The 25,724-nt window shown below is 57.9% G+C and carries 26 protein-coding genes, 4 tRNA genes and 1 rRNA gene; all 31 read right to left on the bottom strand.

All coding sequences use genetic code 11. The features are described from left to right. On the bottom strand, positions 1-192 hold the full coding sequence (rpmC, locus tag CAG34_RS20240) for a 50S ribosomal protein L29 (protein WP_002555481.1): 192 nt from the start codon (positions 190-192) through the stop codon (positions 1-3). Next, positions 192-605, bottom strand: coding sequence for a 50S ribosomal protein L16 (gene rplP / locus CAG34_RS20245; protein ID WP_003255479.1), 414 nt, complete (start codon positions 603-605; stop codon positions 192-194). The genes rpmC and rplP overlap by 1 nt, the downstream gene beginning before the upstream one ends. Positions 606-617: 12 nt before the next feature. Next, complete coding sequence (gene rpsC / locus CAG34_RS20250; RefSeq protein ID WP_003255481.1) at positions 618-1,304, bottom strand: 30S ribosomal protein S3; 687 nt, start codon at positions 1,302-1,304, stop codon at positions 618-620. A 13-nt stretch (positions 1,305-1,317) separates the two neighbouring features. Continuing rightward, on the bottom strand, positions 1,318-1,650 hold the full coding sequence (rplV, locus tag CAG34_RS20255; RefSeq protein WP_003103908.1) for a 50S ribosomal protein L22: 333 nt from the start codon (positions 1,648-1,650) through the stop codon (positions 1,318-1,320). 11 nt (positions 1,651-1,661) lie between these two features. Then, positions 1,662-1,937 (bottom strand): 30S ribosomal protein S19, encoded by a 276-nt coding sequence (gene rpsS / locus CAG34_RS20260; RefSeq protein ID WP_003255482.1) that lies wholly within the window; start codon positions 1,935-1,937, stop codon positions 1,662-1,664. Between the two features lie 16 nt (positions 1,938-1,953). Further along, positions 1,954-2,778, bottom strand: coding sequence for a 50S ribosomal protein L2 (rplB, locus tag CAG34_RS20265; protein WP_015268750.1), 825 nt, complete (start codon positions 2,776-2,778; stop codon positions 1,954-1,956). Positions 2,779-2,792: 14 nt separating this feature from the next. Further along, positions 2,793-3,092: a 50S ribosomal protein L23 gene (rplW, locus tag CAG34_RS20270; RefSeq protein WP_003255484.1), complete on the bottom strand. Its 300-nt coding sequence runs from the start codon at positions 3,090-3,092 to the stop codon at positions 2,793-2,795. Continuing rightward, on the bottom strand, positions 3,089-3,691 hold the full coding sequence (gene rplD, locus CAG34_RS20275) for a 50S ribosomal protein L4 (RefSeq protein WP_008089819.1): 603 nt from the start codon (positions 3,689-3,691) through the stop codon (positions 3,089-3,091). Before rplD ends, rplW begins: the two co-directional genes overlap by 4 nt. 12 nt (positions 3,692-3,703) lie before the next feature. Then, a complete protein-coding gene (rplC, locus tag CAG34_RS20280; protein ID WP_003257089.1) occupies positions 3,704-4,339 on the bottom strand; it encodes a 50S ribosomal protein L3 in 636 nt (211 codons plus the stop codon). Between the two features lie 80 nt (positions 4,340-4,419). Further along, complete coding sequence (rpsJ, locus tag CAG34_RS20285) at positions 4,420-4,731, bottom strand: 30S ribosomal protein S10 (protein WP_003186070.1); 312 nt, start codon at positions 4,729-4,731, stop codon at positions 4,420-4,422. 141 nt (positions 4,732-4,872) lie between these two features. Further along, complete coding sequence (gene tuf, locus CAG34_RS20290) at positions 4,873-6,066, bottom strand: elongation factor Tu (RefSeq protein WP_013970626.1); 1,194 nt, start codon at positions 6,064-6,066, stop codon at positions 4,873-4,875. Between the two features lie 27 nt (positions 6,067-6,093). Beyond that, entirely contained in the window at positions 6,094-8,241 is a 2,148-nt protein-coding gene (gene fusA / locus CAG34_RS20295) for an elongation factor G (RefSeq protein ID WP_025337489.1), read from the bottom strand. 30 nt (positions 8,242-8,271) lie between these two features. Further along, positions 8,272-8,742, bottom strand: coding sequence for a 30S ribosomal protein S7 (rpsG, locus tag CAG34_RS20300; RefSeq protein WP_003246741.1), 471 nt, complete (start codon positions 8,740-8,742; stop codon positions 8,272-8,274). A 106-nt stretch (positions 8,743-8,848) separates the two neighbouring features. Beyond that, positions 8,849-9,220, bottom strand: a complete 372-nt coding sequence (gene rpsL, locus CAG34_RS20305; RefSeq protein ID WP_003255492.1) for a 30S ribosomal protein S12 — start codon at positions 9,218-9,220, stop codon at positions 8,849-8,851. Between the two features lie 211 nt (positions 9,221-9,431). Then, positions 9,432-13,631, bottom strand: a complete 4,200-nt coding sequence (rpoC, locus tag CAG34_RS20310) for a DNA-directed RNA polymerase subunit beta' (protein ID WP_075044428.1) — start codon at positions 13,629-13,631, stop codon at positions 9,432-9,434. 64 nt (positions 13,632-13,695) lie between these two features. After that, positions 13,696-17,769 (bottom strand): DNA-directed RNA polymerase subunit beta, encoded by a 4,074-nt coding sequence (gene rpoB, locus CAG34_RS20315; RefSeq protein ID WP_013970631.1) that lies wholly within the window; start codon positions 17,767-17,769, stop codon positions 13,696-13,698. Positions 17,770-17,989: 220 nt separating this feature from the next. Further along, on the bottom strand, positions 17,990-18,361 hold the full coding sequence (gene rplL, locus CAG34_RS20320; protein ID WP_013970630.1) for a 50S ribosomal protein L7/L12: 372 nt from the start codon (positions 18,359-18,361) through the stop codon (positions 17,990-17,992). Between the two features lie 78 nt (positions 18,362-18,439). Further along, positions 18,440-18,940 carry a 50S ribosomal protein L10 gene (rplJ, locus tag CAG34_RS20325; RefSeq protein ID WP_003257082.1) on the bottom strand — a complete coding sequence of 167 codons (501 nt, stop codon included), beginning with the start codon at positions 18,938-18,940 and terminating at the stop codon, positions 18,440-18,442. 197 nt (positions 18,941-19,137) lie between these two features. Continuing rightward, complete coding sequence (gene rplA, locus CAG34_RS20330; RefSeq protein WP_013970629.1) at positions 19,138-19,833, bottom strand: 50S ribosomal protein L1; 696 nt, start codon at positions 19,831-19,833, stop codon at positions 19,138-19,140. Further along, positions 19,833-20,264, bottom strand: coding sequence for a 50S ribosomal protein L11 (gene rplK, locus CAG34_RS20335; protein WP_003255500.1), 432 nt, complete (start codon positions 20,262-20,264; stop codon positions 19,833-19,835). Before rplK ends, rplA begins: the two co-directional genes overlap by 1 nt. A gap of 119 nt (positions 20,265-20,383) precedes the next feature. Further along, entirely contained in the window at positions 20,384-20,917 is a 534-nt protein-coding gene (gene nusG / locus CAG34_RS20340) for a transcription termination/antitermination protein NusG (RefSeq protein ID WP_003255501.1), read from the bottom strand. A gap of 9 nt (positions 20,918-20,926) precedes the next feature. Next, positions 20,927-21,295, bottom strand: a complete 369-nt coding sequence (gene secE, locus CAG34_RS20345; protein ID WP_003257081.1) for a preprotein translocase subunit SecE — start codon at positions 21,293-21,295, stop codon at positions 20,927-20,929. A 44-nt stretch (positions 21,296-21,339) separates the two neighbouring features. After that, positions 21,340-21,415: transfer RNA gene (locus tag CAG34_RS20350), tRNA-Trp, on the bottom strand. A gap of 54 nt (positions 21,416-21,469) precedes the next feature. Beyond that, entirely contained in the window at positions 21,470-22,663 is a 1,194-nt protein-coding gene (gene tuf / locus CAG34_RS20355) for an elongation factor Tu (RefSeq protein WP_013970626.1), read from the bottom strand. Positions 22,664-22,741: 78 nt separating this feature from the next. After that, a tRNA-Thr gene (locus CAG34_RS20360) sits at positions 22,742-22,817 on the bottom strand. 29 nt (positions 22,818-22,846) lie between these two features. Continuing rightward, positions 22,847-22,920: transfer RNA gene (locus CAG34_RS20365), tRNA-Gly, on the bottom strand. Between the two features lie 24 nt (positions 22,921-22,944). Further along, a tRNA-Tyr gene (locus CAG34_RS20370) sits at positions 22,945-23,028 on the bottom strand. A 152-nt stretch (positions 23,029-23,180) separates the two neighbouring features. After that, complete coding sequence (locus tag CAG34_RS20375) at positions 23,181-23,606, bottom strand: hypothetical protein (RefSeq protein ID WP_025337487.1); 426 nt, start codon at positions 23,604-23,606, stop codon at positions 23,181-23,183. 7 nt (positions 23,607-23,613) lie between these two features. After that, on the bottom strand, positions 23,614-24,363 hold the full coding sequence (locus tag CAG34_RS20380; protein WP_085592043.1) for a pantothenate kinase: 750 nt from the start codon (positions 24,361-24,363) through the stop codon (positions 23,614-23,616). Then, on the bottom strand, positions 24,353-25,312 hold the full coding sequence (gene birA / locus CAG34_RS20385) for a bifunctional biotin--[acetyl-CoA-carboxylase] ligase/biotin operon repressor BirA (protein ID WP_085592057.1): 960 nt from the start codon (positions 25,310-25,312) through the stop codon (positions 24,353-24,355). The genes CAG34_RS20380 and birA overlap by 11 nt, the downstream gene beginning before the upstream one ends. Positions 25,313-25,601: 289 nt before the next feature. Beyond that, positions 25,602-25,717 (bottom strand): 5S ribosomal RNA (gene rrf, locus CAG34_RS20390). Positions 25,718-25,724 lie beyond the last annotated feature (7 nt).

A 25,724-nucleotide genomic window follows, 5' to 3' on the forward strand; every position in this document is an offset into this window, starting at 1 on the left:
TCACTTACCTGCCTGCTGGTTGAGCACAGTTTTCACGCGAGCGATGTCACGCTTAACTTGCGAGAGCAGGTGCGACTGCCCCAACTGGCCAGTTGCTTTCTGCATACGCAGATTGAACTGGTCGCGCAGCAAGCCGAGCAGTTGCTCATTCAGTTGCTGTGCCGATTTTTCACGAAGTTCATTCGCTTTCATCACATCACCGTCCGCTTAACAAAGGAGGTGGCGAGAGGCAGCTTTGCAGCAGCCAGGGCGAAAGCTTCGCGCGCCAGCTCTTCAGAAACACCCTCGATTTCATACAGGACCTTGCCTGGCTGAATCTGGGCAACCCAGTATTCCACGGAACCCTTACCTTTACCCATACGAACCTCGAGAGGCTTCTTGGAGATCGGCTTGTCCGGGAACACACGGATCCAGATCTTACCGCCACGTTTTACGTGACGGGTCAGCGCACGACGTGCGGACTCGATCTGGCGAGCGGTGAGGCGACCGCGAGCAACAGCTTTCAGGGCGAATTCGCCGAAGCTGACTTTGCTACCGCGCAGTGCCAGACCACGGTTGTGGCCAGTCATCTGCTTGCGGAATTTTGTACGCTTTGGTTGCAACATTTGGCGTACCCCTTACTTAGCAGCTTTTTTACGAGGCGCTGGTGCTTGTGGTTTCAGTTCTTCTTGGCGACCACCAATAACTTCGCCTTTGAAGATCCAAACCTTCACACCGATCACACCGTAAGTGGTGTGAGCTTCGTAGGTGTTGTAGTCGATATCGGCACGCAGGGTGTGCAGAGGCACACGACCTTCGCGATACCACTCGGTACGAGCAATCTCAGCACCGCCGAGACGACCGCTCACCTGGATCTTGATGCCCTTGGCACCAATACGCATGGCGTTCTGTACGGCGCGCTTCATGGCGCGACGGAACATTACGCGGCGTTCCAGCTGCTGAGCTACGCTCTGCGCAACCAGCATAGCGTCGAGTTCCGGCTTGCGGATCTCTTCGATGTTGATGTGCACAGGCACACCCATCTGCTTGGTCAGGTCCTGACGCAGCTTCTCGACATCTTCACCTTTCTTACCGATAACGATACCGGGACGAGCGGTGTGGATGGTGATGCGTGCAGTTTGAGCCGGACGATGAATATCGATACGGCTTACGGACGCGCTTTTTAGTTTGTCCTGGAGGTACTCACGCGTTTTCAGATCCTTCAACAGGTAATCTGCGTAAGTAGCACCGTCTGCGTACCAGACGGAGGTGTGCTCCTTGACGATTCCCAGGCGAATGCCAGTGGGATGTACTTTCTGACCCATCTGATCGACTCCGTTACTTGTCCGCAACCTTGACAGTGATATGGCAAGACCGCTTGACGATGCGATCAGCACGGCCTTTGGCACGTGGCATGATGCGCTTCAGCGAACGCCCTTCGTTGACGAAGACGGTGGAGACCTTCAGGTCATCAACGTCTGCGCCTTCGTTGTGTTCGGCGTTGGCAACGGCCGACTCGAGGACTTTCTTCATGATTTCAGCGGCTTTTTTGCTGCTGAAGGCCAACAGGTTGAGCGCTTCGCCCACCTTCTTCCCGCGGATCTGGTCGGCGACCAAGCGGGCTTTCTGGGCGGAGATGCGAGCGCCCGACAACTTAGCGGCTACTTCCATTTCCTTACCCCTTAACGCTTGGCTTTCTTGTCAGCCACGTGCCCGCGATAGGTGCGGGTACCGGCGAACTCGCCCAGTTTGTGGCCGACCATGTCTTCGTTCACCAGAACTGGGACATGTTGACGACCGTTGTGTACCGCGATGGTCAGACCGACCATTTGTGGCAGGATCATCGAACGGCGCGACCAGGTTTTAACTGGCTTGCGATCGTTCTTCTCCACCGCCACTTCGACCTTCTTCAGCAGGTGAAGATCGATAAAAGGACCTTTTTTCAGAGAACGTGGCACTGTCGTATCCCTCTAGTTACTTGCGACGACGGACGATCATGTTGTCGGTACGCTTATTACCACGGGTCTTCGCACCCTTGGTTGGGAAGCCCCATGGCGATACCGGATGACGACCACCGGAGGTACGACCTTCACCACCACCATGTGGGTGGTCAACCGGGTTCATGGCAACACCACGAACGGTTGGGCGAACGCCGCGCCAGCGTTTGGCACCAGCTTTACCCAGCGAACGCAGGCTGTGCTCGGAGTTCGAGACTTCGCCCAGGGTCGCACGGCACTCAGCCAGTACTTTACGCATCTCACCGGAACGCAGACGCAGAGTCACGTAGACGCCTTCACGAGCGATCAGCTGAGCCGAAGCACCAGCGGAACGAGCGATCTGAGCACCTTTACCCGGCTTCAGTTCGATGCCGTGAATGGTGCTACCTACTGGGATGTTGCGCAGCTGCAGGGAGTTACCGGCCTTGATTGGGGCCAGGGCACCTGCGATCAGCTGGTCGCCAGCGCTCACGCCTTTAGGGGCGATGATGTAGCGACGCTCACCGTCTGCGTAGCACAGCAGGGCGATGTGAGCAGTACGGTTCGGGTCGTATTCGATACGCTCGACAGTGGCTGGGATGCCATCTTTGTCGTTGCGACGGAAGTCGACCAGACGGTAATGCTGCTTATGACCACCACCAACGTGACGAGTGGTGATGCGGCCATTGTTGTTACGACCACCAGACTTCGATTTCTTCTCGATCAGCGGTGCGTGAGGAGCGCCTTTGTGCAGCTCCTGGTTGACCACCTTGACCACGAAACGGCGGCCAGGGGAAGTCGGTTTGCATTTAACGATTGCCATGATGCACCCCTTCCTTACTCAGCACTGCTGCTGAAATCGAGATCTTGGCCTGGCTGAAGGGAGACGATCGCCTTCTTCCAGTCATTACGCTTGCCCAGACCACGTGCGGTACGCTTGGTTTTACCCAGAACGTTAACAGTCGACACGTTTTCAACTTTTACGTTGAACAGGCCTTCGACAGCTTTCTTGATTTCCAGCTTGGTTGCATCGGTAGCAACCTTGAATACGAACTGGCCTTTTTTCTCAGCCAGAACGGTAGCCTTCTCGGAAACGTGCGGACCAAGGAGGACTTTGAATACGCGTTCCTGGTTCATCCCAGCAGCTCCTCGAATTTCTTCACGGCCGAGACAGTGATCAACACTTTCTCGTATGCGATCAGACTGACCGGGTCGGAACCTTGTACGTCACGTACGTCGACGTGCGGCAGGTTGCGAGCAGCCAGGTACAGGTTCTGATCAACAGCGTCGGAAACGATCAGTACGTCGTTCAGACCCATGCCGTTCAGCTTGTTCAGCAGATCTTTGGTTTTCGGTGCTTCAACAGCGAAGTCCTGAACCACGACCAGACGGTCGCTACGCACCAGCTCAGCGAGGATGGAGCGCAGGGCTGCGCGATACATCTTCTTGTTGAGCTTCTGCGAGTGATCTTGAGGGCGAGCTGCGAAGGTTACACCACCGCCACGCCAGATCGGACCACGAGTGGTACCAGCACGAGCACGGCCAGTACCCTTCTGACGCCATGGGCGCTTACCGCCACCAGCCACGTCGGAACGGGTCTTCTGCTGCTTGGTGCCCTGACGGCCGCCGGCCATGTAGGCCACGACTGCTTGGTGTACCAGCGTCTCGTTGAATTCGCCACCGAAAGTCAGTTCGGAAACTTCGATCGCCTGAGCGTCATTTACATTGAGTTGCATGTCAGTTTCCCCTTAACCGCGAGCCTTGACAGCTGGACGTACAACCACGTCGCCGCCAGTAGCGCCTGGAACGGCACCCTTGACCAGCAGCAGGTTGCGCTCAGCGTCTACGCGAACTACTTCCAGGGACTGAACAGTCACGCGCTCGGCGCCCATGTGACCGGACATTTTCTTGCCCTTGAACACACGACCAGGAGTCTGGCACTGGCCGATGGAACCTGGGACACGGTGCGACACGGAGTTACCGTGGGTGTTGTCCTGGCCACGGAAGTTCCAGCGCTTGATGGTACCGGCGAAGCCTTTACCTTTGGACTGACCAGTAACGTCTACCAGCTGGCCTGCAGTGAAGAGTTCAGCTTTGATCAGATCGCCAGCCTGGAAATCGCCTTCTTCAAGACGGAACTCCCAGACACCGCGACCAGCGGCAACGTTGGCCTTGGCGAAGTGACCTGCCTGAGCGGCAGTCACACGCGAAGCACGACGCTCGCCGACAGTGACTTGCACTGCACGGTAGCCATCGGTTTCTTCAGTTTTGAACTGGGTGACACGATTCGGCTCGATCTCGATGACCGTGACCGGAATGGAGACACCTTCTTCGGTGAAAATGCGGGTCATACCGCACTTGCGACCGATTACACCAATAGTCATGTTGTAAACCTCATGAGTGTACGGGGCTTTCACCCGCTATGGCCGCCCATTTCAGAGCGTTACACGACCAGACCGAAGTCTTAGCCGAGGCTGATCTGTACTTCCACACCTGCCGCCAGATCAAGCTTCATCAGCGCGTCAACGGTTTTATCCGTTGGCTGGACGATGTCCAGAACACGCTTATGAGTGCGAATCTCGTACTGGTCACGCGCGTCTTTGTTGACGTGCGGGGAGACCAGAACGGTGAAACGCTCTTTGCGGGTAGGCAGTGGAATTGGACCACGCACTTGTGCACCAGTACGTTTCGCGGTTTCCACGATTTCCTGGGTGGATTGGTCGATCAGGCGATGGTCGAAAGCCTTCAACCTGATACGGATTTGCTGATTTTGCATTGGATTTCAGACTCCAGGCTGTTCCCAACGGACGCACTACGCCCGCTAAAAGGAGGCGTGATTCTATAGACGCCCCAATTTAGTGTCAACCCAATAAAAAAAACCCCCGCTGAGCGGGGGTTTTTTCAATCGGTCGAGTGATTACTCGATGATTTTGGCTACGACGCCGGCGCCGACGGTACGACCGCCTTCACGGATAGCGAAGCGCAGACCGTCTTCCATTGCGATGGTCTTGATCAGGGTGACAGTCATCTGAATGTTGTCACCTGGCATTACCATTTCAACGCCTTCCGGCAGTTCGCAGTTACCGGTCACGTCAGTGGTACGGAAGTAGAACTGAGGACGGTAGCCTTTGAAGAACGGAGTGTGACGACCGCCTTCTTCCTTCGACAGAACGTAGACTTCTGCGGTGAACTTGGTGTGCGGCTTGACCGAACCTGGCTTGACCAGAACCTGGCCACGCTCAACGTCGTCACGCTTGGTACCACGCAGCAGAACGCCGCAGTTCTCGCCAGCACGACCTTCGTCCAGCAGCTTGCGGAACATCTCAACACCGGTGCAGGTGGTGGTGGTGGTGTCACGCAGACCAACGATTTCCAGCGGATCCTGAACGCGGACGATACCACGCTCGATACGACCGGTAACAACGGTACCACGACCCGAGATCGAGAATACGTCTTCGATCGGCATCAGGAACGGCTGATCAACGGCACGAACTGGCTCAGGGATGTAGGCATCCAGAGTTTCTACCAGCTTCTTGACAGCGGTAGTACCCATTTCGTTGTCGTCTTTGCCTTCCAGGGCCATACGAGCCGAACCGATGATGATCGGGGTGTCGTCGCCTGGGAAGTCGTAGGTGGACAGCAGGTCGCGAACTTCCATCTCGACCAGTTCCAGCAGCTCGGCGTCGTCTACCAGGTCAGCCTTGTTCAGGAAGACCACGATGTAAGGAACGCCTACCTGACGGGACAGCAGGATGTGCTCACGGGTTTGTGGCATCGGACCATCGGCGGCCGAGCAAACCAGGATCGCGCCGTCCATCTGGGCAGCACCGGTGATCATGTTCTTCACGTAGTCAGCGTGACCTGGGCAGTCAACGTGAGCGTAGTGACGAATGTTCGAGTTGTACTCGACGTGAGCGGTGTTGATGGTGATACCGCGCGCTTTTTCTTCCGGAGCCGAGTCGATCTTGTCGAACTCAACGACTGCCGAACCGAAAACTTCGGAGCAGACGCGAGTCAGAGCTGCGGTCAGAGTGGTCTTACCGTGGTCAACGTGGCCGATGGTGCCGACGTTAACGTGGGGAAGGGAACGATCAAATTTTTCTTTAGCCACGACAGTGAACCTCTTGCCTAAAGGGGATTAGCCTTGTTTTTTAACGAGTGCTTCGACGATGTTCGACGGAGCTTCGGCGTATTTGGAGAATTCCATGGAGTAGCTTGCGCGACCCTGAGACATGGAACGAACGTCGGTTGCGTAACCGAACATTTCTCCGAGCGGAACTTCAGCGCGGACGACACGGCCAGAGACCGACTCATCCATACCCTGGACCAGACCACGACGACGGTTCAGGTCACCCATCACGTCACCCAGGTAGTCTTCCGGGGTTACAACTTCGACCTTCATGATCGGCTCGAGAACCACGCCACCGCCTTTCTGGGCCAGTTGCTTGGTTGCCATCGAAGCAGCAATCTTGAACGCCATTTCGTTGGAGTCGACGTCGTGGTACGAACCGTCGAATACCGCGGCCTTCAGGCCGATCAGAGGATAGCCGGCAACAACGCCGTTCTTCATCTGCTCTTCGATACCCTTCTGGATCGCAGGGATGTATTCCTTAGGAATCACACCACCAACGACTTCGTTGGCAAACACCAGACCTTCGGTGATGTTGCCCTTGTCGTCCTGATCCGGCTCCGAGAAACGGATCCAGCAGTGACCGAACTGACCACGACCGCCCGACTGACGAACGAACTTGCCTTCGATCTCGACGTTGGACTTGGTGATCTTCTCGCGGTACGAAACCTGCGGCTTGCCGATGTTGGCTTCGACGTTGAACTCGCGCTTCATGCGGTCAACGAGGATGTCCAGGTGCAGCTCACCCATACCGGAGATGATGGTCTGACCAGTTTCTTCGTCGGTCTTGACGCGGAACGACGGGTCTTCCTGAGCCAGCTTGCCCAGTGCGATACCCATCTTCTCCTGGTCAGCCTTGGTTTTCGGCTCTACGGAGAGCGAAATCACAGGCTCTGGGAAGTCCATACGCTCGAGGATGATCGGCTTGTCGGCGTTGCACAGGGTGTCACCAGTGGTGACGTCCTTCATGCCGATCAGAGCGGCGATGTCGCCCGCACGTACTTCTTTGATCTCTTCACGCTGGTTGGCGTGCATCTGCACCATACGACCAACGCGCTCTTTCTTGCCCTTGACCGAGTTGATGACGGAGTCACCGGAGGTCAGGAAGCCCGAGTAAACGCGAACGAAGGTCAGAGTACCAACGAACGGGTCGGTGGCAATCTTGAACGCCAGAGCCGAGAACGGCTCGTTGTCGTCAGCGTGACGCTCGTCGAACTGCTCAGGCTTGACTTCGTCCTTCGGCACGTCGATCAGGTCAGGGTGGATACCCTTGATCGCCGGGATTTCGGTCGGAGCAGGCAGGAAGTCGATCACGGCATCGAGAACCAGGGGAACGCCCTTGTTCTTGAACGACGAACCGCAGACAGCCGGAACGATCTCGCTGGCCAGGGTGCGCGCGCGCAGGCCTGCCTTGATTTCCTCGACGGTCAGCTCACCTTCTTCAAGGTACTTGTTCATCAGCTCTTCGTTGGCTTCGGCGGCGGCTTCAACCATGTTGTTGCGCCACTCGTTAGCCAGCTCGACCATATCCGCAGGAATTTCTTCCTCGCGGTAGGTGGTGCCCTTGTCGTCTTCGTTCCAGTAGATGGCTTTCATCTTGATCAGGTCGACCTGACCCTGGAAGTCGTCTTCTGCACCGATAGCCAGCTGGACCGGAACCGGGGTGTGACCCAGGCGGTTCTTGATCTGGCCGACAACGCGCAGGAAGTTGGCACCAGCACGGTCCATCTTGTTCACGTATACAACACGTGGAACGCCGTACTTGTTGGCCTGACGCCATACGGTTTCGGACTGCGGCTCAACGCCGGAGGTACCGCAGAACACAACGACCGCGCCGTCGAGTACACGCAGCGAACGCTCTACTTCAATGGTGAAGTCAACGTGGCCGGGGGTATCGATGACGTTTACGCGGTAGTTGTCGTACTGACCACGGGAACCTTTCCAGAAGGTGGTAACGGCAGCGGAGGTAATGGTGATACCGCGCTCCTGCTCCTGCACCATCCAGTCGGTGGTCGCGGCGCCGTCGTGCACCTCGCCCATCTTGTGGCTCAGACCTGTGTAGAACAGGATCCGCTCGGTAGTGGTAGTCTTGCCCGCGTCAACGTGGGCGCAGATACCGATGTTACGGTAGCGGTTAATTGCTGTAGTACGAGCCATAAAGCCCTCGCAAAATGATTGATGCTTGAATTAGAAGCGGTAGTGCGAGAACGCTTTGTTGGCCTCGGCCATACGGTGCACGTCTTCACGCTTCTTGACTGCAGCACCCTTGCCCTCAGCAGCATCCAGCAGCTCGCCGGCCAGGCGCAGAGCCATCGACTTCTCGCCGCGCTTGCGGGCGTAGTCTACGAGCCAGCGCATTGCCAGAGCGTTACGACGGGATGGACGAACTTCAACCGGAACCTGGTAAGTGGCACCGCCGACACGGCGGGACTTAACTTCGACCAGCGGAGCGATGGCGTCGAGAGCTTTCTCGAAGATTTCCAGGGGGTCGCTGTTCTTGCGTGCTTTGACGGTATCCAGGGCACCGTAAACGATGCGCTCGGCTACGGCCTTCTTGCCGCTTTCCATCACGTGGTTCATGAACTTGGCGAGGATCTGGGATCCGTACTTCGGATCGTCAAGGATCTCACGTTTTGCTGCTACACGACGTCTTGGCATGATAAGCCCTCAAACGGTCTTCAGGTTAGCCCGGGACCAGGTCATTCGACCTACGCCCGACCTTACTCTTATCGACTCAAAAAAATGGATGTCTGCAAACGACCGATTACTTCGGACGCTTGGTACCGTACTTCGAACGACCCTGGTTACGGCCTTTAACGCCCGAAGTATCCAGAGAGCCGCGAACGGTGTGGTAACGAACACCTGGCAAGTCTTTTACACGGCCGCCACGGATCAGGACGACGCTGTGCTCTTGCAGGTTGTGGCCTTCACCACCGATGTACGAGGAAACCTCGAAACCGTTGGTCAGACGCACACGGCATACTTTACGCAGTGCCGAGTTAGGTTTTTTCGGCGTGGTGGTGTACACGCGGGTGCACACGCCACGACGCTGCGGGCAGTTCTGCAGCGCAGGAACGTCGGACTTCTCGACCGAACGCTTACGCGGCTGACGTACCAGCTGGTTGATAGTTGCCATCTACTAGCTCCACTGATTGTCTTGCGACTCTATTGTCTTGCAAGAAAGCCAAAAATTGGCGAGACGGAGCCTCACCAAATTTAAGGGTACAAAAGTCTAAAGAGGATCTTGCACCCAGTCAAGACGAGGCCCCGGCCCTCCCCGCCCGATCATCGGCAACATTTCATGTCGCCGCTGATCGCTCGGGGCTTGCCGGGGCCCTGCCCTGTACTTAATTACCGCTGGAGTTCAGCGCTTCGGTCAGTGCGGCTTCCACCTCACTGGCGCTCACACGCAGCGGCTTGTCGGCATCACGGCGACGCTTACGCTCGCTGTGGTAGGCCAGACCAGTACCGGCCGGGATCAGACGACCCACGACCACGTTCTCTTTCAGGCCGCGCAGGTAGTCGCGCTTGCCGGTTACCGCCGCTTCGGTCAGTACGCGGGTGGTTTCCTGGAAGGAAGCCGCGGAGATGAACGACTCGGTCGACAGCGAGGCCTTGGTGATACCCAGCAGCACGCGGGTGAACTTGGAGATGAACTTGTCCTCGGCGGCGAGACGCTCGTTCTCTACCAGTACCTGGGTCAGTTCCATCTGGTCGCCCTTGATGAAGCTGGAATCGCCCGACTCGGAGATCTCGACCTTGCGCAGCATCTGACGCAGGATGGTCTCGATGTGCTTGTCGTTGATCTTAACGCCTTGCAGACGATAAACGTCCTGGATCTCGTTGACGATGTACTTCGCCAGCGCGCTCACACCCAGCAGACGCAGGATGTCGTGCGGATCGCTCGGGCCGTCGGAGATAACTTCGCCGCGGTTTACCTGTTCGCCTTCGAAGACGTTCAGGTGGCGCCACTTCGGAATCAGCTCTTCGTACGGATCGCTACCGTCGGTCGGGGTGATGACCAGACGACGCTTGCCTTTGGTCTCCTTGCCGAACGCGATGGTGCCGCTGACTTCAGCCAGAATCGAGGCCTCTTTCGGACGGCGCGCTTCGAACAGGTCGGCAACACGCGGCAGACCACCGGTGATGTCACGGGTCTTCGACGTTTCTTGCGGGATACGCGCGATAACGTCACCAACACCGATCTGAGCACCGTCAGCCACGCCGACGAGGGCGTTAGCCGGCAGGAAGTACTGGGCAGGTACGTCGGTACCTGGCAGGTACAGGTCCTTGCCAGCGGCGTCGACCATCTTGATTGCCGGACGGATTTCCTTGCCTGCGGCAGGGCGATCCTTGACGTCCAGTACTTCAATGTTGGTCAAGCCGGTCAGCTCATCGGTCTGACGCTTGATGGTGATGTTTTCTTCCATGCCCACGAAGGTCACGGTACCTTTCAGCTCGGTAACGATCGGGTGGGTGTGCGGGTCCCACTTGGCGACGATGGCGCCAGCTTCGACCTTGTCACCTTCCTTGACCGAAATCACCGCACCGTAAGGCAGCTTGTAACGCTCACGCTCACGGCCAAATTCGTCGGCGATGGCCAACTCACCCGAACGCGATACGGCAACCAGGTTGCCATCGGCACGCTCAACCTGCTTGAGGTTGTGCAGACGCACCATACCGCCGTTCTTCACCTGGACGCTGTCGGCAGCCGAAGTACGGCTTGCAGCACCACCGATGTGGAACGTACGCATGGTCAGCTGGGTACCCGGCTCACCGATCGACTGGGCGGCGATAACGCCGACAGCTTCACCGATGTTCACCTGGTGACCGCGAGCCAGGTCACGGCCGTAGCACTTGGCGCAAATGCCGTAGCGGGTTTCGCAGTTGATCGGCGAACGCACGATCACTTCGTCGATGCTGTTCAGCTCGATGAACTCGACCCACTTCTCGTCGACCAGGGTACCGGCCGGAACGATGACGTCCTCGGTGCCTGGCTTGAACACGTCACGGGCGATAACACGACCCAGTACACGCTCACCCAGCGGCTCTACAACGTCGCCGCCTTCGATGTGCGGAGTCATCAGCAGACCCTGGTCGGTACCGCAGTCGATCTCGGTAACCACCAGATCCTGGGCAACGTCTACCAGACGACGAGTCAGGTAACCGGAGTTCGCAGTCTTCAGTGCGGTATCCGCCAGACCCTTACGAGCACCGTGGGTCGAAATGAAGTACTGCAGAACGCTCAGACCTTCACGGAAGTTCGCAGTGATCGGCGTCTCGATGATGGAGCCGTCCGGCTTGGCCATCAGGCCACGCATACCGGCCAGCTGACGGATCTGGGCTGCGGAACCCCGCGCACCGGAGTCAGCCATCATGTACATCGAGTTGAAGGACTCTTGCTCGACTTCCTTGCCTTCGCGGTCAATGACCTTCTCTTTCGAGAGGTTGGCCATCATCGCCTTGGACACTTCGTCGTTCGCCTTCGACCACAAGTCGATGACCTTGTTGTACTTCTCGCCCTGGGTTACCAGGCCGGAGGCGTACTGGCTCTCGATTTCCTTCACTTCGTCGGTAGCGGTACCGATGATGCGAGCTTTCTCGTCCGGGATAACGAAGTCGTTAACACCGATCGAAACGCCGGAAATGGTCGAGTACGCGAAACCGGTGTACATCAGCTGGTCAGCGAAGATTACGGTCTCTTTCAGACCAACCACGCGGTAGCACTGGTTGATCAGCTTGGAGATCGCCTTCTTCTTCATCGGCTGGTTGACCACGTCGTACGGCAGGCCTGCCGGTACAACCTGGAACAGCAGCGCACGGCCGACGGTGGTGTCGACGATGCGGGTGTTCTTGACCACGGAACCGTCACGCTCTTTCACGGTTTCGTTGATACGAACCTTGATTTTCGCGTGCAGGGCAGCCTCGCCGGCGCGGAATACGCGGTCGACTTCCTGCAGGTCGGCGAACACGCGACCTTCGCCCTTGGCGTTGATGGCCTCACGGGTCATGTAGTACAGACCCAGTACCACGTCCTGCGACGGAACGATGATTGGCTCACCGTTGGCTGGCGACAGGATGTTGTTGGTCGACATCATCAGCGCGCGCGCTTCGAGCTGGGCTTCCAGGGTCAGCGGCACGTGAACGGCCATCTGGTCACCGTCGAAGTCGGCGTTGTACGCGGCACAGACCAGCGGGTGCAGCTGGATAGCCTTACCTTCGATCAGAACCGGTTCAAATGCCTGGATACCCAGACGGTGCAGGGTCGGTGCACGGTTGAGCAGCACGGGGTGTTCGCGGATCACCTCCGCGAGCACGTCCCACACCTCTGGCAGCTCGCGCTCGACCATCTTCTTGGCAGCCTTGATGGTGGTCGCCAGACCACGCATTTCCAGCTTGCCGAAAATGAACGGCTTGAACAGCTCGAGGGCCATCTTCTTCGGCAGACCGCACTGGTGCAGACGCAGGGTCGGGCCTACGGTAATTACCGAACGGCCAGAGTAGTCCACACGCTTACCGAGCAGGTTCTGACGGAAGCGACCTTGCTTACCTTTGATCATGTCGGCCAGGGACTTCAGCGGACGCTTGTTCGAGCCAGTGATGGCGCGACCGCGACGGCCGTTGTCCAGCAGGGCGTCGACCGCTTCCTGCAGCATGCGCTTTTCGTTGCGCACGATGATGTCCGGCGCCGACAGATCCAGCAGGCGCTTCAGACGGTTGTTACGGTTGATCACCCGACGATACAGGTCGTTCAGGTCGGAGGTCGCGAAGCGGCCGCCATCCAGCGGTACCAGCGGACGCAGGTCCGGCGGCAGCACTGGCAGGACGGTCAGGACCATCCACTCAGGCAGGTTGCCCGAACCCTGGAACGCTTCCATCAGCTTCAGGCGCTTGGACAGCTTCTTGATCTTGGTTTCCGAGTTGGTCTGCGGAATCTCTTCGCGCAGGCGACCAATCTCGTGCTCCAGGTCGATAGCGTGCAGCAGCTCGCGGACAGCCTCGGCACCCATGCGGGCGTCGAAGTCATCACCGAACTCTTCCAGCGCTTCGAAGTACTGCTCGTCGTTCAGCAGCTGGCCTTTTTCCAGGGTGGTCATGCCCGGGTCGATAACGACGTAGCTCTCGAAGTAGAGCACGCGCTCGATGTCACGCAGGGTCATGTCCATCAGCAGGCCGATACGGGACGGCAGCGACTTCAGGAACCAGATGTGGGCAACCGGCGAGGCCAGTTCGATGTGCGCCATGCGCTCACGACGAACTTTTGCCAGGGCAACTTCAACGCCACACTTCTCGCAGATCACGCCGCGGTGCTTGAGGCGCTTGTACTTGCCGCACAGGCACTCGTAGTCCTTGACTGGGCCAAAGATCTTGGCGCAGAACAGGCCGTCACGCTCAGGCTTGAACGTACGGTAGTTGATGGTTTCCGGCTTCTTAACTTCACCGAACGACCACGAACGGATCATTTCAGGCGACGCCAGACCGATGCGGATGGCGTCGAACTCTTCGACTTGACCCTGGTTTTTCAGCAAATTCAGTAGGTCTTTCAAGGCCTTTCCTCCTGGCGGAGCAGGGAGCGGGCATTACCTGCCCCACTCCCCTTCGCGTCACGTGTTATTCGGTTTCCAGATCGATATCGATACCGAGCGAACGGATCTCTTTGATCAACACGTTGAAGGACTCGGGCATGCCCGGCTCCATACGGTGATCGCCATCCACGATGTTCTTGTACATCTTGGTACGGCCGTTCACGTCGTCCGACTTCACTGTGAGCATTTCTTGCAGGGTGTATGCCGCGCCGTATGCTTCCAGCGCCCACACTTCCATCTCCCCGAAACGCTGACCACCGAACTGCGCCTTACCACCCAGCGGCTGCTGGGTAACCAGGCTGTAGGAACCAGTGGAACGCGCGTGCATCTTGTCGTCCACCAAGTGGTTCAGCTTGAGCATGTACATGTAACCAACGGTCACAGGACGCTCGAACTTGTTGCCGGTACGGCCATCGAACAGCACCATCTGGCCGCTCTCTGGCAGGTCGGCCAGCTTCAGCATGGCCTTGATCTCGCGCTCCTTGGCACCGTCGAAGACCGGGGTAGCCATTGGCACGCCCTTCTTCAGGTTGTGGGCCAGGGCCAGGATCTCTTCGTCGGTGAACTCGTCCAGGTTTTCCTGACGACCGCCGATCTCGTTGTAGACCTCGGTCAGGAACACGCGCAGTTCAGCGGCCTTGCGCTGCTCTTCGATCATGCGGTCGATCTTCTCGCCCAGACCTTTGGCCGCCAGGCCCAGGTGGGTTTCGAGGATCTGACCGACGTTCATACGCGAAGGTACACCCAGCGGGTTCAGTACGACATCGACCGGAGTACCGTTGGCGTCGTGCGGCATGTCTTCGACCGGCATGATTACCGAGACGACACCCTTGTTACCGTGACGACCGGCCATCTTGTCACCCGGCTGGATGCGACGGCGGATTGCCAGGTAAACCTTGACGATCTTTAGTACGCCCGGTGCCAGGTCATCACCCTGCTGCAGCTTGCGCTTCTTGTCTTCGAACTTGTCGTCCAGCAGACGGCGACGATCGACGATGTACTGCTGAGCCTTTTCCAGCTGCTCGTTCAGTGCATCTTCGGCCATGCGCAGTTTGAACCACTGGCCGTGCTCCAGACCGTCCAGTACTTCGTCAGTGATCACGGTGCCTTTCTTCAGGCCCGCGCCACCGTCGACCACCTGGCCGTTCAGGGCAGAACGCAGACGCTCGAAGGTTGCACCTTCGACGATGCGGAACTCTTCGTTGAGGTCCTTGCGGATCTCGTCCAGCTGCATCTTCTCGATGGCCAGGGCGCGGCTGTCGCGCTCGACGCCATCACGGGTGAAGACCTGTACGTCGATGACGGTACCCTTGGTGCCGGTTGGCACGCGCAGGGAGGTGTCCTTAACGTCGCTGGCCTTCTCACCGAAGATTGCGCGCAGCAGTTTTTCTTCCGGAGTCAGCTGGGTTTCGCCTTTTGGCGTTACCTTGCCGACCAGGATGTCGCCAGCGCCGACTTCGGCACCCACGTAGACGATACCGGCTTCGTCCAGCTTGTTCAGTGCAGCTTCACCCACGTTCGGGATGTCCGCAGTGATTTCCTCTGGGCCAAGCTTGGTGTCACGCGCCACACAGGTCAGTTCCTGGATGTGGATGGTGGTGAAGCGGTCTTCCTGGACCACACGCTCGGACAGGCAGATGGAGTCTTCGAAGTTGAAGCCGTTCCACGCCATGAACGCGATGCGCATGTTCTGACCCAGTGCCAGTTCACCCATGTCGGTGGACGGGCCGTCGGCCATGATGTCGCCACGCTGAACCTTGTCACCCTTGCTCACCAGCGGACGCTGGTTGATGCAGGTGTTCTGGTTCGAACGGGTGTACTTGGTCAGGTTGTAGATATCCACACCTGCTTCGCCGGTTTCAACTTCGTCGTCAGCAACGCGAACAACGATACGGCTGGCGTCGACCGAGTCGATCACGCCACCGCGGCGAGCAACCACGCAGACACCGGAGTCACGGGCAACGTTGCGCTCCATGCCGGTACCTACCAGCGGCTTGTCGGCGCGCAGGGTCGGTACAGCCTGACGCTGCATGTTCGAACCCATCAATGCACGGTTGGCGTCGTCGTGCTCGAGGAACGGAATCAGCGACGCAGCGACGGAAACAACCTGCTTCGGCGAAACGTCCATCAGGGTGACGTCTTCCGGCGCCTTGACGGTGAATTCGTTCAGGTGACGAACAGCTACCAGCTCATCGATCAGTTGCTTCTTCTCGTTCATCGCGGCCGAAGCCTGGGCGATGACGTGATCCGCTTCTTCAATGGCCGACAGGAACACGATGTCGTCGCTGACCACACCTTCCTTCACCACACGGTACGGGCTTTCCAGGAAACCGTACTGGTTGGTGCGGGCATAGGCAGCCAGGGAGTTGATCAGACCGATGTTCGGACCTTCAGGGGTCTCGATCGGGCACACACGGCCGTAGTGGGTCGGGTGTACGTCACGGACTTCGAAGCCGGCACGCTCACGGGTCAGACCACCTGGGCCGAGTGCGGAGACGCGGCGCTTGTGGGTAATCTCGGAGAGTGGGTTGTTCTGGTCCATGAACTGGGACAGCTGGCTGGAACCGAAGAACTCTTTCACCGCCGCCGCAACCGGCTTGGCGTTGATCAGGTCTTGCGGCATCAGGCCTTCGCTTTCCGCCATCGACAGGCGTTCCTTGACCGCGCGCTCGACACGCACCAGGCCAACGCGGAACTGGTTCTCGGCCATCTCGCCGACGCAACGTACGCGACGGTTACCCAGGTGGTCGATGTCGTCGACGATGCCTTTGCCGTTACGGATGTCGACCAGGGTCTTCAGAACCTCGACGATATCTTCCTTGCTCAGCACGCCCGAACCTTCGATCTCGGTACGACCGATACGACGGTTGAACTTCATGCGGCCAACGGCGGACAGGTCGTAACGCTCGGCGCTGAAGAACAGGTTGTTGAACAGGGTCTCGGCAGCATCCTTGGTTGGCGGCTCGCCAGGACGCATCATGCGGTAGATCTCGACCAGGGCTTCCAGCTGGTTGCTGGTGGTGTCGATCTTCAGGGTATCGGAGATGAACGGACCGCAATCGATGTCGTTGGTGTACAGGGTCTCGATACGGACAACCTGTGCCTTGGCGACCTTGATCAGCAGTTCGGTGGTCATCTCGGTGTTGCATTCGGCCAGGATCTCGCCGGTAGCCGGATGCACGATGGCCTTGGCGGTAGTGCGGCCCAGGACGTATTCCATAGGAACGTCCAGCTGCTTGACGCCGGCCTTCTCGAGCTGGTTGATGTGGCGCGCGGTAATACGGCGGCCCTGCTCGACGATGACTTTGCCGGTTTCGTCATGGATATCCATGACTGCAACCTCACCACGCAGACGCTGCGGTACCAGTTCCAGGCTGAGTTTCTCGCCGGAAATGTGGAACACGTTGGTGGTGTAGAAGGTGTTCAGCACTTCTTCAGTGCTGTAACCCAGGGCACGCAGCAGCACCGAGGCCGGCAGTTTGCGGCGACGGTCGATACGTACGAACACGCAGTCCTTCGGGTCGAACTCGAAGTCCAGCCAGGAGCCGCGGTAAGGGATGATGCGAGCGGAGTACAGCAGCTTGCCGGAGCTGTGAGTCTTGCCACGGTCGTGGTCGAAGAACACACCAGGCGAACGGTGCAGCTGGGAAACGATCACACGCTCGGTACCGTTGATAACGAAGGTACCGTTCTCAGTCATCAGGGGGATTTCACCCATGTAGACTTCTTGCTCTTTGATGTCCTTGATCGCTTTGTTCGACGATTCCTTGTCGAAGATGATCAGGCGCACCTTGACCCGCAGTGGGACCGCGAAGGTCACGCCACGCAGGACACATTCCTTCACATCGAAGGCGGGTTCGCCCAGGCGATAGCCTACGTACTCCAGGGCAGCATTGCCGGAGTAGCTGATGATCGGGAATACCGATTTGAAGGCCGCGTGCAGGCCGACGTCGCGGAACTGATCCTTGGATGCTCCCGCTTGCAGGAATTCGCGATACGAATCCAGCTGGATGGCCAGGAGGTAAGGCACATCCATGACGTCCGGCAACTTGCTAAAGTCCTTGCGGATACGTTTTTTCTCAGTGTATGAGTAAGCCATCAGCGTTCCCCAGCTTGGTCACCTGCTTGTTTGGCTTCTCCCGGCGGGAGCAGCCAGAAAATCGTGCAAACCCCTTGGTTTGCGCCACCCACATGGGTGTCTTGCAGCTTGTTATCGGGGCCGGCCTGACCGGCCACCAATAACGGAAAAAGGCCGGTGGCATAAGCCACCAGCCATCAGCCCTTCGCTCAACGCTCGGACTGGAGTCGCAAGGTCGAGATTACTTCAGCTCGACTTTAGCGCCAGCTTCTTCCAGCTTCTTCTTCGCGTCTTCAGCGGCTTCTTTCGAAACGCCTTCAGCGATAACCTGAGGAGCGCCGTCGACTTTCTCTTTGGCTTCTTTCAGGCCCAGACCGGTCAGTTCACGAACGGCCTTGATCACGTTTACTTTCTTGTCGCCAGCTTCGGTCAGAACGACGTTGAACTCGGTCTGTTCTTCAACAGCGGCAGCAGCGCCAGCGGCTGGGCCAGCGGCAACAGCGGCAGCAGCGGTAACGCCGAAGGTTTCTTCCATCGCTTTGATCAGTTCAACAATTTCCAGAACAGTTTTCTGGCCGATTGCTTCGATGATTTGCTCGTTAGTCAGAGACATGACTTCAATCCTGTATTGGGGTGACAGCCTACGCAGCCATCAAATTAAACGTATGATTTTGAAAGAGTTGCGCGTGCCTTAGGCAGCAGCAGCTTCTTTCTGGTCGCGCAGAGCTGCCAGGGTACGAGCCAGCTTGCTGGTTGCACCTTGGATTACGCTCATCAGCTGTGCGATAGCCTCGTCGCGAGTTGGCAGGGTTGCCAGCACGTCGATCTGGTTAGCGGCAAGGAACTTGCCGTCAAACGCAGCTGCCTTGATCTCGAACTTGTCCTGACCCTTGGCGAACTCTTTGAACAGACGAGCAGCAGCGCCCGGGTGTTCGTTGGAGAAAGCAATCAGGGTCGGGCCTTTGAACGCGTCGTTGAGGATCGAGAATTCGGTGCCTTCAACAGCGCGCTTCAGCAGGGTGTTACGTACGACACGTACGTAAACGCCAGCTTCGCGGGCCTCTTTACGGAGTCCGGTCATTGCGCCTACAGTCACACCACGGGCATCAGCCACGACAGCGGACAGAGCGACTTTGGCAGCCTCGTTGACTTCAGCGACGATGGCCTTCTTGTCTTCGAGTTTAATTGCCACGGGTTTACTCCTGGTTTTTACCGTTTCATCTGGCCGGAGCCGGATGTCGTTTTGGTGTCTGATTCGGTAACGAATCGGGAGCACCATCTGCGTGGGCTGGTGTTTTAAGGCTTGCGCCGCCTACGGTCTTGGATAGCCCCCGCCAGGCAGGGACCCCAATTTTTGCTGGTGGCGCGACAGGTCGCGCCACCATGTTCTTACACGTTCAGCGAGCTCTGATCGATGACCAGACCTGGGCCCATGGTGGTGCTCAGGGTAACGCGCTTGACGTAGATACCTTTCGAGGAAGCTGGCTTGATACGCTTCAGATCAGCGATCAGGGCTTCAACGTTTTCCTTCAGCTTGCCGGCTTCGAAGCCGACCTTGCCAACGGAGGTGTGGATGATACCGTTCTTGTCGGTACGGTAGCGAACCTGACCAGCCTTGGCGTTCTTGACGGCGCCGGCTACGTCTGGGGTCACGGTACCAACTTTCGGGTTAGGCATCAGGCCGCGAGGACCCAGAACCTGACCCAGCTGACCTACAACGCGCATGGCATCAGGCGATGCGATAACGACGTCATAGTTCAGGTCGCCGCCTTTCATTTCGGCAGCCAGATCGTCCATGCCTACGCGGTCAGCGCCGGCAGCCAGAGCGGCTTCAGCAGCTGGACCCTGGGTGAAGACAGCAACGCGAACGGTCTTGCCAGTGCCGTGCGGCAGCACGGTAGCGCTGCGTACGACCTGGTCGGATTTACGCGGGTCAACACCGAGGTTAACGGCGATGTCGTAGGATTCTACGAACTTGGCAGCCGGCAGCGAAGCCAGCAGAGTGGCCGCTTCTTCGAAGTTGTAGGCCTTGCCTGCTTCGATTTTCTCGGCGATTGCCTTTTGGCGTTTGGTCAGCTTAGCCATTACACACCCTCCACGTTCAGGCCCATGCTGCGGGCAGAGCCAGCGATGGTGCGTACAGCAGCGTCCAGGTCAGCGGCAGTCAGATCAGCCTGTTTAGCTTTGGCGATGTCTTCCAGCTGAGCACGGGTAACGGTACCGACTTTAACGGTGTTCGGGCGAGCCGAACCACTGGTCAGGCCAGCAGCTTTCTTCAGCAGAACCGAGGCAGGGGTGCTCTTGGTCTCGAAGGTGAAGCTACGGTCGCTGTAGACAGTGATGATCACAGGAGTCGGCAGGCCGGCTTCTTGACCCTGGGTACGGGCGTTGAAGGCCTTGCAGAATTCCATGATGTTCACACCGTGTTGACCCAGTGCTGGACCAACGGGTGGGCTTGGGTTGGCCTGGCCGGCCTTAACTTGCAGCTTGATGTAAGCCTGAATCTTCTTAGCCATGAGCTACTCCAAAATCGGGTACGAACGCCTGTTGGCTCCCCGGATGACTTGCGTTTTATCCCAGTGACGACAAAACCCCGCAGCACACAGGGCTGCGGGGTATGGGATGCTTCGTCCGCCTAGACCTTTTCGACCTGGCTGAACTCGAGCTCCACCGGAGTAGAGCGACCGAAAATGAGCACCGCTACCTGCAGGCGACTCTTTTCGTAGTTAACCTCTTCGACACTACCATTGAAGTCAGCGAACGGACCGTCAATGACTCGAACCACTTCACCCGGCTCGAACAGCGTCTTCGGCTTCGGCTTGTCGCTACCGTCGGCAACGCGACGCAGGATAGCCTCTGCTTCTTTATCGGTGATCGGCGCAGGCTTGTCTGCGGTGCCACCAATAAAGCCCATCACACGAGGGGTGTCCTTGACCAAGTGCCAAGTCCCTTCGTTCATCTCCATCTGGACCAGTACATAGCCAGGGAAGAATTTACGCTCACTCTTGCGCTTCTGGCCGTTGCGCATTTCGACGACTTCTTCGGTCGGGACCAGGATCTCGCCGAAACCGTCTTCCATGCCAGCCAGCTTGACGCGCTCGATCAGGGAGCGCATTACATGCTTCTCGTAACCCGAGTAAGCATGCACAACATACCAACGCTTAGCCACGGGACACCTTTAGCCAACGATCAAGGAGACCGCCCAGCCGAGCAGGGAATCAAGACCCCACAGCAGCAGTGCCATAACCAGCACGACAGCCACGACAATCAGCGTGGTCTGGGTGGTTTCCTGGCGGGTCGGCCACACGACTTTACGAATCTCGGTACGAGCTTCCTTCGCCAGCGCAAAGAACGACTTGCCCTTCGCAGTCTGCAGAGCTACAAAGCCCGCGACAGCAGCCAGGACGAGAAGTGCAAGGACGCGATACAGGATCGGGGAGGCGGAGTAATACTGGTTACCCACTACGCCGACAACCACCAAAGCCACTACAGCCAGCCACTTGAACAGATCAAAACGCGATTCTTGGGCTTCAGTTTTGGGAGTCATCGAGGAGGATCCTGTGAGAAGAAAGCCATCACACCGAGGTGAAATGGCAGGTCAGGAGGGAATCGAACCCCCAACCTACGGTTTTGGAGACCGTCGCTCTGCCAATTGAGCTACTGACCTGTAACGCTGTATCAGGCCGGCCATTATACCAGCCTGATCAAGTAAATCAACTACTTATTCAATAATTTTTGCTACGACGCCGGCGCCGACGGTACGACCGCCTTCACGGATAGCGAAGCGCAGACCGTCTTCCATTGCGATGGTCTTGATCAGGGTGACAGTCATCTGAATGTTGTCACCTGGCATTACCATTTCAACGCCTTCCGGCAGTTCGCAGTTACCGGTCACGTCAGTGGTACGGAAGTAGAACTGAGGACGGTAGCCTTTGAAGAACGGAGTGTGACGACCGCCTTCTTCCTTCGACAGAACATAGACTTCTGCGGTGAACTTGGTGTGCGGCTTGACCGAACCTGGCTTGACCAGAACCTGGCCACGCTCAACGTCGTCACGCTTGGTACCACGCAGCAGAACGCCGCAGTTCTCGCCAGCACGACCTTCGTCCAGCAGCTTGCGGAACATCTCAACACCGGTGCAGGTGGTGGTGGTGGTGTCACGCAGACCAACGATTTCCAGCGGATCCTGAACGCGGACGATACCACGCTCGATACGACCGGTAACAACGGTACCACGACCCGAGATCGAGAATACGTCTTCGATCGGCATCAGGAACGGCTGATCAACGGCACGAACTGGCTCAGGGATGTAGGCATCCAGAGTTTCTACCAGCTTCTTGACAGCGGTAGTACCCATTTCGTTGTCGTCTTTGCCTTCCAGGGCCATACGAGCCGAACCGATGATGATCGGGGTGTCGTCGCCTGGGAAGTCGTAGGTGGACAGCAGGTCGCGAACTTCCATCTCGACCAGTTCCAGCAGCTCAGCGTCGTCTACCAGGTCAGCCTTGTTCAGGAAGACCACGATGTAAGGAACGCCTACCTGACGGGACAGCAGGATGTGCTCACGGGTTTGTGGCATCGGACCATCGGCGGCCGAGCAAACCAGGATCGCGCCGTCCATCTGGGCAGCACCGGTGATCATGTTCTTCACGTAGTCAGCGTGACCTGGGCAGTCAACGTGAGCGTAGTGACGAATGTTCGAGTTGTACTCGACGTGAGCGGTGTTGATGGTGATACCGCGCGCTTTTTCTTCCGGAGCCGAGTCGATCTTGTCGAACTCAACGACTGCCGAACCGAAAACTTCGGAGCAGACGCGAGTCAGAGCTGCGGTCAGAGTGGTCTTACCGTGGTCAACGTGGCCGATAGTGCCGACGTTAACGTGGGGAAGGGAACGATCAAACTTTTCCTTAGCCATCGATACAATCCTCCGCAGAAGAAATAGTCTTGCGCTGATAAAACAAAGGCAGATATTTTCATATCTGCCTTGTTTATATGGAGCTCTTGAGCGGACTTGAACCGCTGACCTCACCCTTACCAAGGGTGTGCTCTACCAACTGAGCTACAAGAGCGAAACACTTTGTGCAAAATCCAGCAAACTTGGAGCGGGTAGCGGGAATCGAACCCGCATCATCAGCTTGGAAGGCTGAGGTTCTACCACTAAACTATACCCGCGGAGCTTGCGGCTCTCGCTAAAACTGGTGGAGGGAGAAGGATTCGAACCTTCGAAGCTCTCGCAACGGATTTACAGTCCGTCCCCTTTGACCGCTCGGGAATCCCTCCAGATGTGGCCGGCATTCTATTTGTCTGCCGTCCTAGTGTCAAGCGTTTTTTCAAATTTTTTCAATCAAATCTGAAACTTAGCTGCTTTGACACCGCTTCCAGTTCTGCCACCTGAGTGGTGTTCCCTGTGAAGCGGGCGCCATTCTATCAAGCTATTCGCCAGTTGCAATACCCTGGCAGAAAATAATTTTGTGTTTTAAGTCTTTGAAATCGTTGGAAAGAGTCGCGAGCACGGTTTGGTCCAGCAAACGCTCGCTTTCCGGGGCAACCTTGAGCCAACGACCATCCGCCCCTGGCAGCTGCCCCACCACCGGCAGCGTGGCAATATCCAGGCTCAACAGGCGCTGACGCAGTGCATCGAGCTGGCCCTGCCCCATCACGCCACCGACCACCAGGCACTCATCCCGGCGCTTGGGTGGCGCCGACACCCCCGTTTCGCGCAACAGGCGGATTTCTTGCTGATTCCCCTTGTACAGCGACAGGGGCGCGACTTCCTTGACCTTCAGCGGGGCTTCCTGCTGGTGCCACACGTAATAGAAGACGTTGAGCACCAGTAACAGCAGAAACAACCAACGCATAGGCACCTCAATCCAATGGGCAGGCCATAGCCAGGCCTACGAAAACCAGGTCAGGCACGACACGCGCCTGGGGCACGGCCTCCCTAACCAGCGGCGCATCGCCACCTGTGAGGAACACCGTGAAATCGCCCCCCCACAACACACGCGCCTGCTCGAGCTGGGTACGCGCAAAACCCTGGAGCATCAACACGCAACCGCGCTCGACCGCCTCGACCGTCGAGCGACCTGGCGCCAGGCTGGCCAATGCACGCTCGGCCGAGGCATCGTCATAACGGATACGCCGGGTGTGAGTACGCAACTGGCTACGCATCAATGGCATACCCGGGCAGATGTAGCCACCCAGGTGCTCACCGTCCGCCGCAACGAAATCCGCTTTGGCAGCGGTGCCCAGGTCAATGACCAGGCAAGCGCCCTTGGCCAGGTGAAATGCTCCCAGCGCCGCCAACCAACGGTCCATGCCCAGGCGCTGGTAGTCGTCATAGCCATTGCGCACACCCGCCATTTCCTGGGCGGGGTGCGCCACGCGCGCTTGCACGGCAAATGCCTGGGCAATCAGCGCGCAAAGCGCATCGGTTTCTTCCTCACTGCGCACACTTACAATGCGGCAGCCGGTCAGACGTACCGAAGCCAGCGCAGCCACTTCGGCCACCAGCGCCTGATCGGAGTCGACGATACCGCCGCTTTCAATCGCTGCATCAGCGACGTGGATTACCCGCCACTTGATGAAGCTGTTACCGCAATCGAGCTCAAGAATCATCACGCAACCTCAAACTGAGCTCACCACCACTGAAGCTCTTTTCCACCCCGCCCACCTCAAGGCGCAAGCCGCCCTGCCCGTCGACGCCAAGAACCACGCCATCAATACGCGTGCTACCGGCAACCAGAGAAACATTGCGCCCCTGCCAGAGGTGCGCCTGCTCCCATTCTTCCTGGAATGCGGCAAACCCGTAGCGACGATGCCGTGCCAATTCGTGCTGCAATTGCTGACTGAGCAACGCTACCAGCCGGTTACGGTCGACTGCCGCCCCTACTTCGCGGCGCATCGAGGTCCACACCTGGTCGACCTGATCGTTGACCTGCATGTTCACATTGATGCCGATACCCAGCACCACATGACAGACATCTGCCGGGTCACCCACCAACTCCAGGAGGATACCGGTGATCTTCTGCCCGCGAACGAGGACATCGTTGGGCCATTTGAGCCCCACATCCTTAACCCCAAACGCCTGCAGGGTACGCATTACCGCCAACCCCACCACCAGGCTCAAGCCCTCGAGCTGGCGCATGCCGCCATCCACACGGAGTACCAGGCTGTAATAGAGGTTTTCGGCAAACGGGCTGACCCACTGCCGACCGCGACGACCACGGCCGGCGCTCTGGCGCTCGGCCAGGACCAGAAATGGAGCGGTCTGCCCTTCCCCGGCGAGCCGCAGGCCTTCGGCATTTGTCGAGTCGATGGTTTCGTGGATGAAAACGGGCCACTGCTCGCCTTCGGCAAACCCGGCAATCGCTTGCGCATCGAGCAAAGCCAGTGGCGCCGCCAACTGATAGCCGCGCCCACGAACCTTGTGAATGGTGAGGTTCAGTTCGCTCTCCAGGTGCTGCAGCTGCTTCCAAACGGCGCTGCGACTTACCCCGAGGGCCGACCCCAGAGCTTCTCCGGAATGGAACCGACCATCCTTGAGGAGATTCAACAACTTCAGCATGCCAGTCTCGACTTGGAATAAGGCAGGCATGATAGCTATGGGCTGTTGGCTTGCATAGGAAAAGGGCTGCCGGCGGGGTGAAGGCCACTTCCACAGCATACCCTGGACCCGCGCCATACCTGCGGGAGCGGCTTTAGCCGCGAAGCGGGCGACGCGGTGGATGGCACCGGCTATGCCGGTGTTCGCGGGTGAACCCGCTCCCACAGAGGAGGGTTGTGCAGGTCTGGGGTTTAGGCCAGAAAGACAAAACCCCTACCTGCATGCGCAGATAGGGGTTTTGCGAAATGAATCTTGACGATGACCTACTCTCACATGGGGAAACCCCACACTACCATCGGCGATGCATCGTTTCACTGCTGAGTTCGGGATGGGATCAGGTGGTTCCAATGCTCTATGGTCGTCAAGAAATTCT

Origin of the sequence: Pseudomonas sp. B14(2017) (assembly GCF_002113255.1) — a bacterium.
GTDB classification, from domain to species: Bacteria; Pseudomonadota; Gammaproteobacteria; order Pseudomonadales; family Pseudomonadaceae; genus Aquipseudomonas; species Aquipseudomonas putida_Z.

What these genes read in the sequence shown, in the direction of transcription:
- rplB (WP_015268750.1), bottom strand. Translation starts at nt 2,778, where the DNA reads ATGGCAATCGTTAAATGCAAACCGACTTCCCCTGGCCGCCGTTTCGTG.
- rpsJ (WP_003186070.1), bottom strand. Translation starts at nt 4,731, where the DNA reads ATGCAAAATCAGCAAATCCGTATCAGGTTGAAGGCTTTCGACCATCGC.
- rplL (WP_013970630.1), bottom strand. Translation starts at nt 18,361, where the DNA reads ATGTCTCTGACTAACGAGCAAATCATCGAAGCAATCGGCCAGAAAACT.
- secE (WP_003257081.1), bottom strand. Translation starts at nt 21,295, where the DNA reads ATGACTCCCAAAACTGAAGCCCAAGAATCGCGTTTTGATCTGTTCAAG.
- rplA (WP_013970629.1), bottom strand. Translation starts at nt 19,833, where the DNA reads ATGGCTAAGCTGACCAAACGCCAAAAGGCAATCGCCGAGAAAATCGAA.
- rpsC (WP_003255481.1), bottom strand. Translation starts at nt 1,304, where the DNA reads ATGGGTCAGAAAGTACATCCCACTGGCATTCGCCTGGGAATCGTCAAG.
- rplW (WP_003255484.1), bottom strand. Translation starts at nt 3,092, where the DNA reads ATGAACCAGGAACGCGTATTCAAAGTCCTCCTTGGTCCGCACGTTTCC.
- rpsG (WP_003246741.1), bottom strand. Translation starts at nt 8,742, where the DNA reads ATGCCAAGACGTCGTGTAGCAGCAAAACGTGAGATCCTTGACGATCCG.
- rplK (WP_003255500.1), bottom strand. Translation starts at nt 20,264, where the DNA reads ATGGCTAAGAAGATTCAGGCTTACATCAAGCTGCAAGTTAAGGCCGGC.
- rplP (WP_003255479.1), bottom strand. Translation starts at nt 605, where the DNA reads ATGTTGCAACCAAAGCGTACAAAATTCCGCAAGCAGATGACTGGCCAC.
- rplD (WP_008089819.1), bottom strand. Translation starts at nt 3,691, where the DNA reads ATGCAACTCAATGTAAATGACGCTCAGGCGATCGAAGTTTCCGAACTG.
- rpsL (WP_003255492.1), bottom strand. Translation starts at nt 9,220, where the DNA reads ATGGCAACTATCAACCAGCTGGTACGTCAGCCGCGTAAGCGTTCGGTC.
- CAG34_RS20375 (WP_025337487.1), bottom strand. Translation starts at nt 23,606, where the DNA reads ATGCGTTGGTTGTTTCTGCTGTTACTGGTGCTCAACGTCTTCTATTAC.
- birA (WP_085592057.1), bottom strand. Translation starts at nt 25,312, where the DNA reads ATGCTGAAGTTGTTGAATCTCCTCAAGGATGGTCGGTTCCATTCCGGA.
- fusA (WP_025337489.1), bottom strand. Translation starts at nt 8,241, where the DNA reads ATGGCTCGTACTACAGCAATTAACCGCTACCGTAACATCGGTATCTGC.
- rpoB (WP_013970631.1), bottom strand. Translation starts at nt 17,769, where the DNA reads ATGGCTTACTCATACACTGAGAAAAAACGTATCCGCAAGGACTTTAGC.
- rpmC (WP_002555481.1), bottom strand. Translation starts at nt 192, where the DNA reads ATGAAAGCGAATGAACTTCGTGAAAAATCGGCACAGCAACTGAATGAG.
- rplC (WP_003257089.1), bottom strand. Translation starts at nt 4,339, where the DNA reads ATGACTATTGGTGTAATCGGTCGCAAGTGCGGTATGACCCGCATTTTC.
- rplV (WP_003103908.1), bottom strand. Translation starts at nt 1,650, where the DNA reads ATGGAAGTAGCCGCTAAGTTGTCGGGCGCTCGCATCTCCGCCCAGAAA.
- CAG34_RS20380 (WP_085592043.1), bottom strand. Translation starts at nt 24,363, where the DNA reads ATGATTCTTGAGCTCGATTGCGGTAACAGCTTCATCAAGTGGCGGGTA.
- tuf (WP_013970626.1), bottom strand. Translation starts at nt 22,663, where the DNA reads ATGGCTAAGGAAAAGTTTGATCGTTCCCTTCCCCACGTTAACGTCGGC.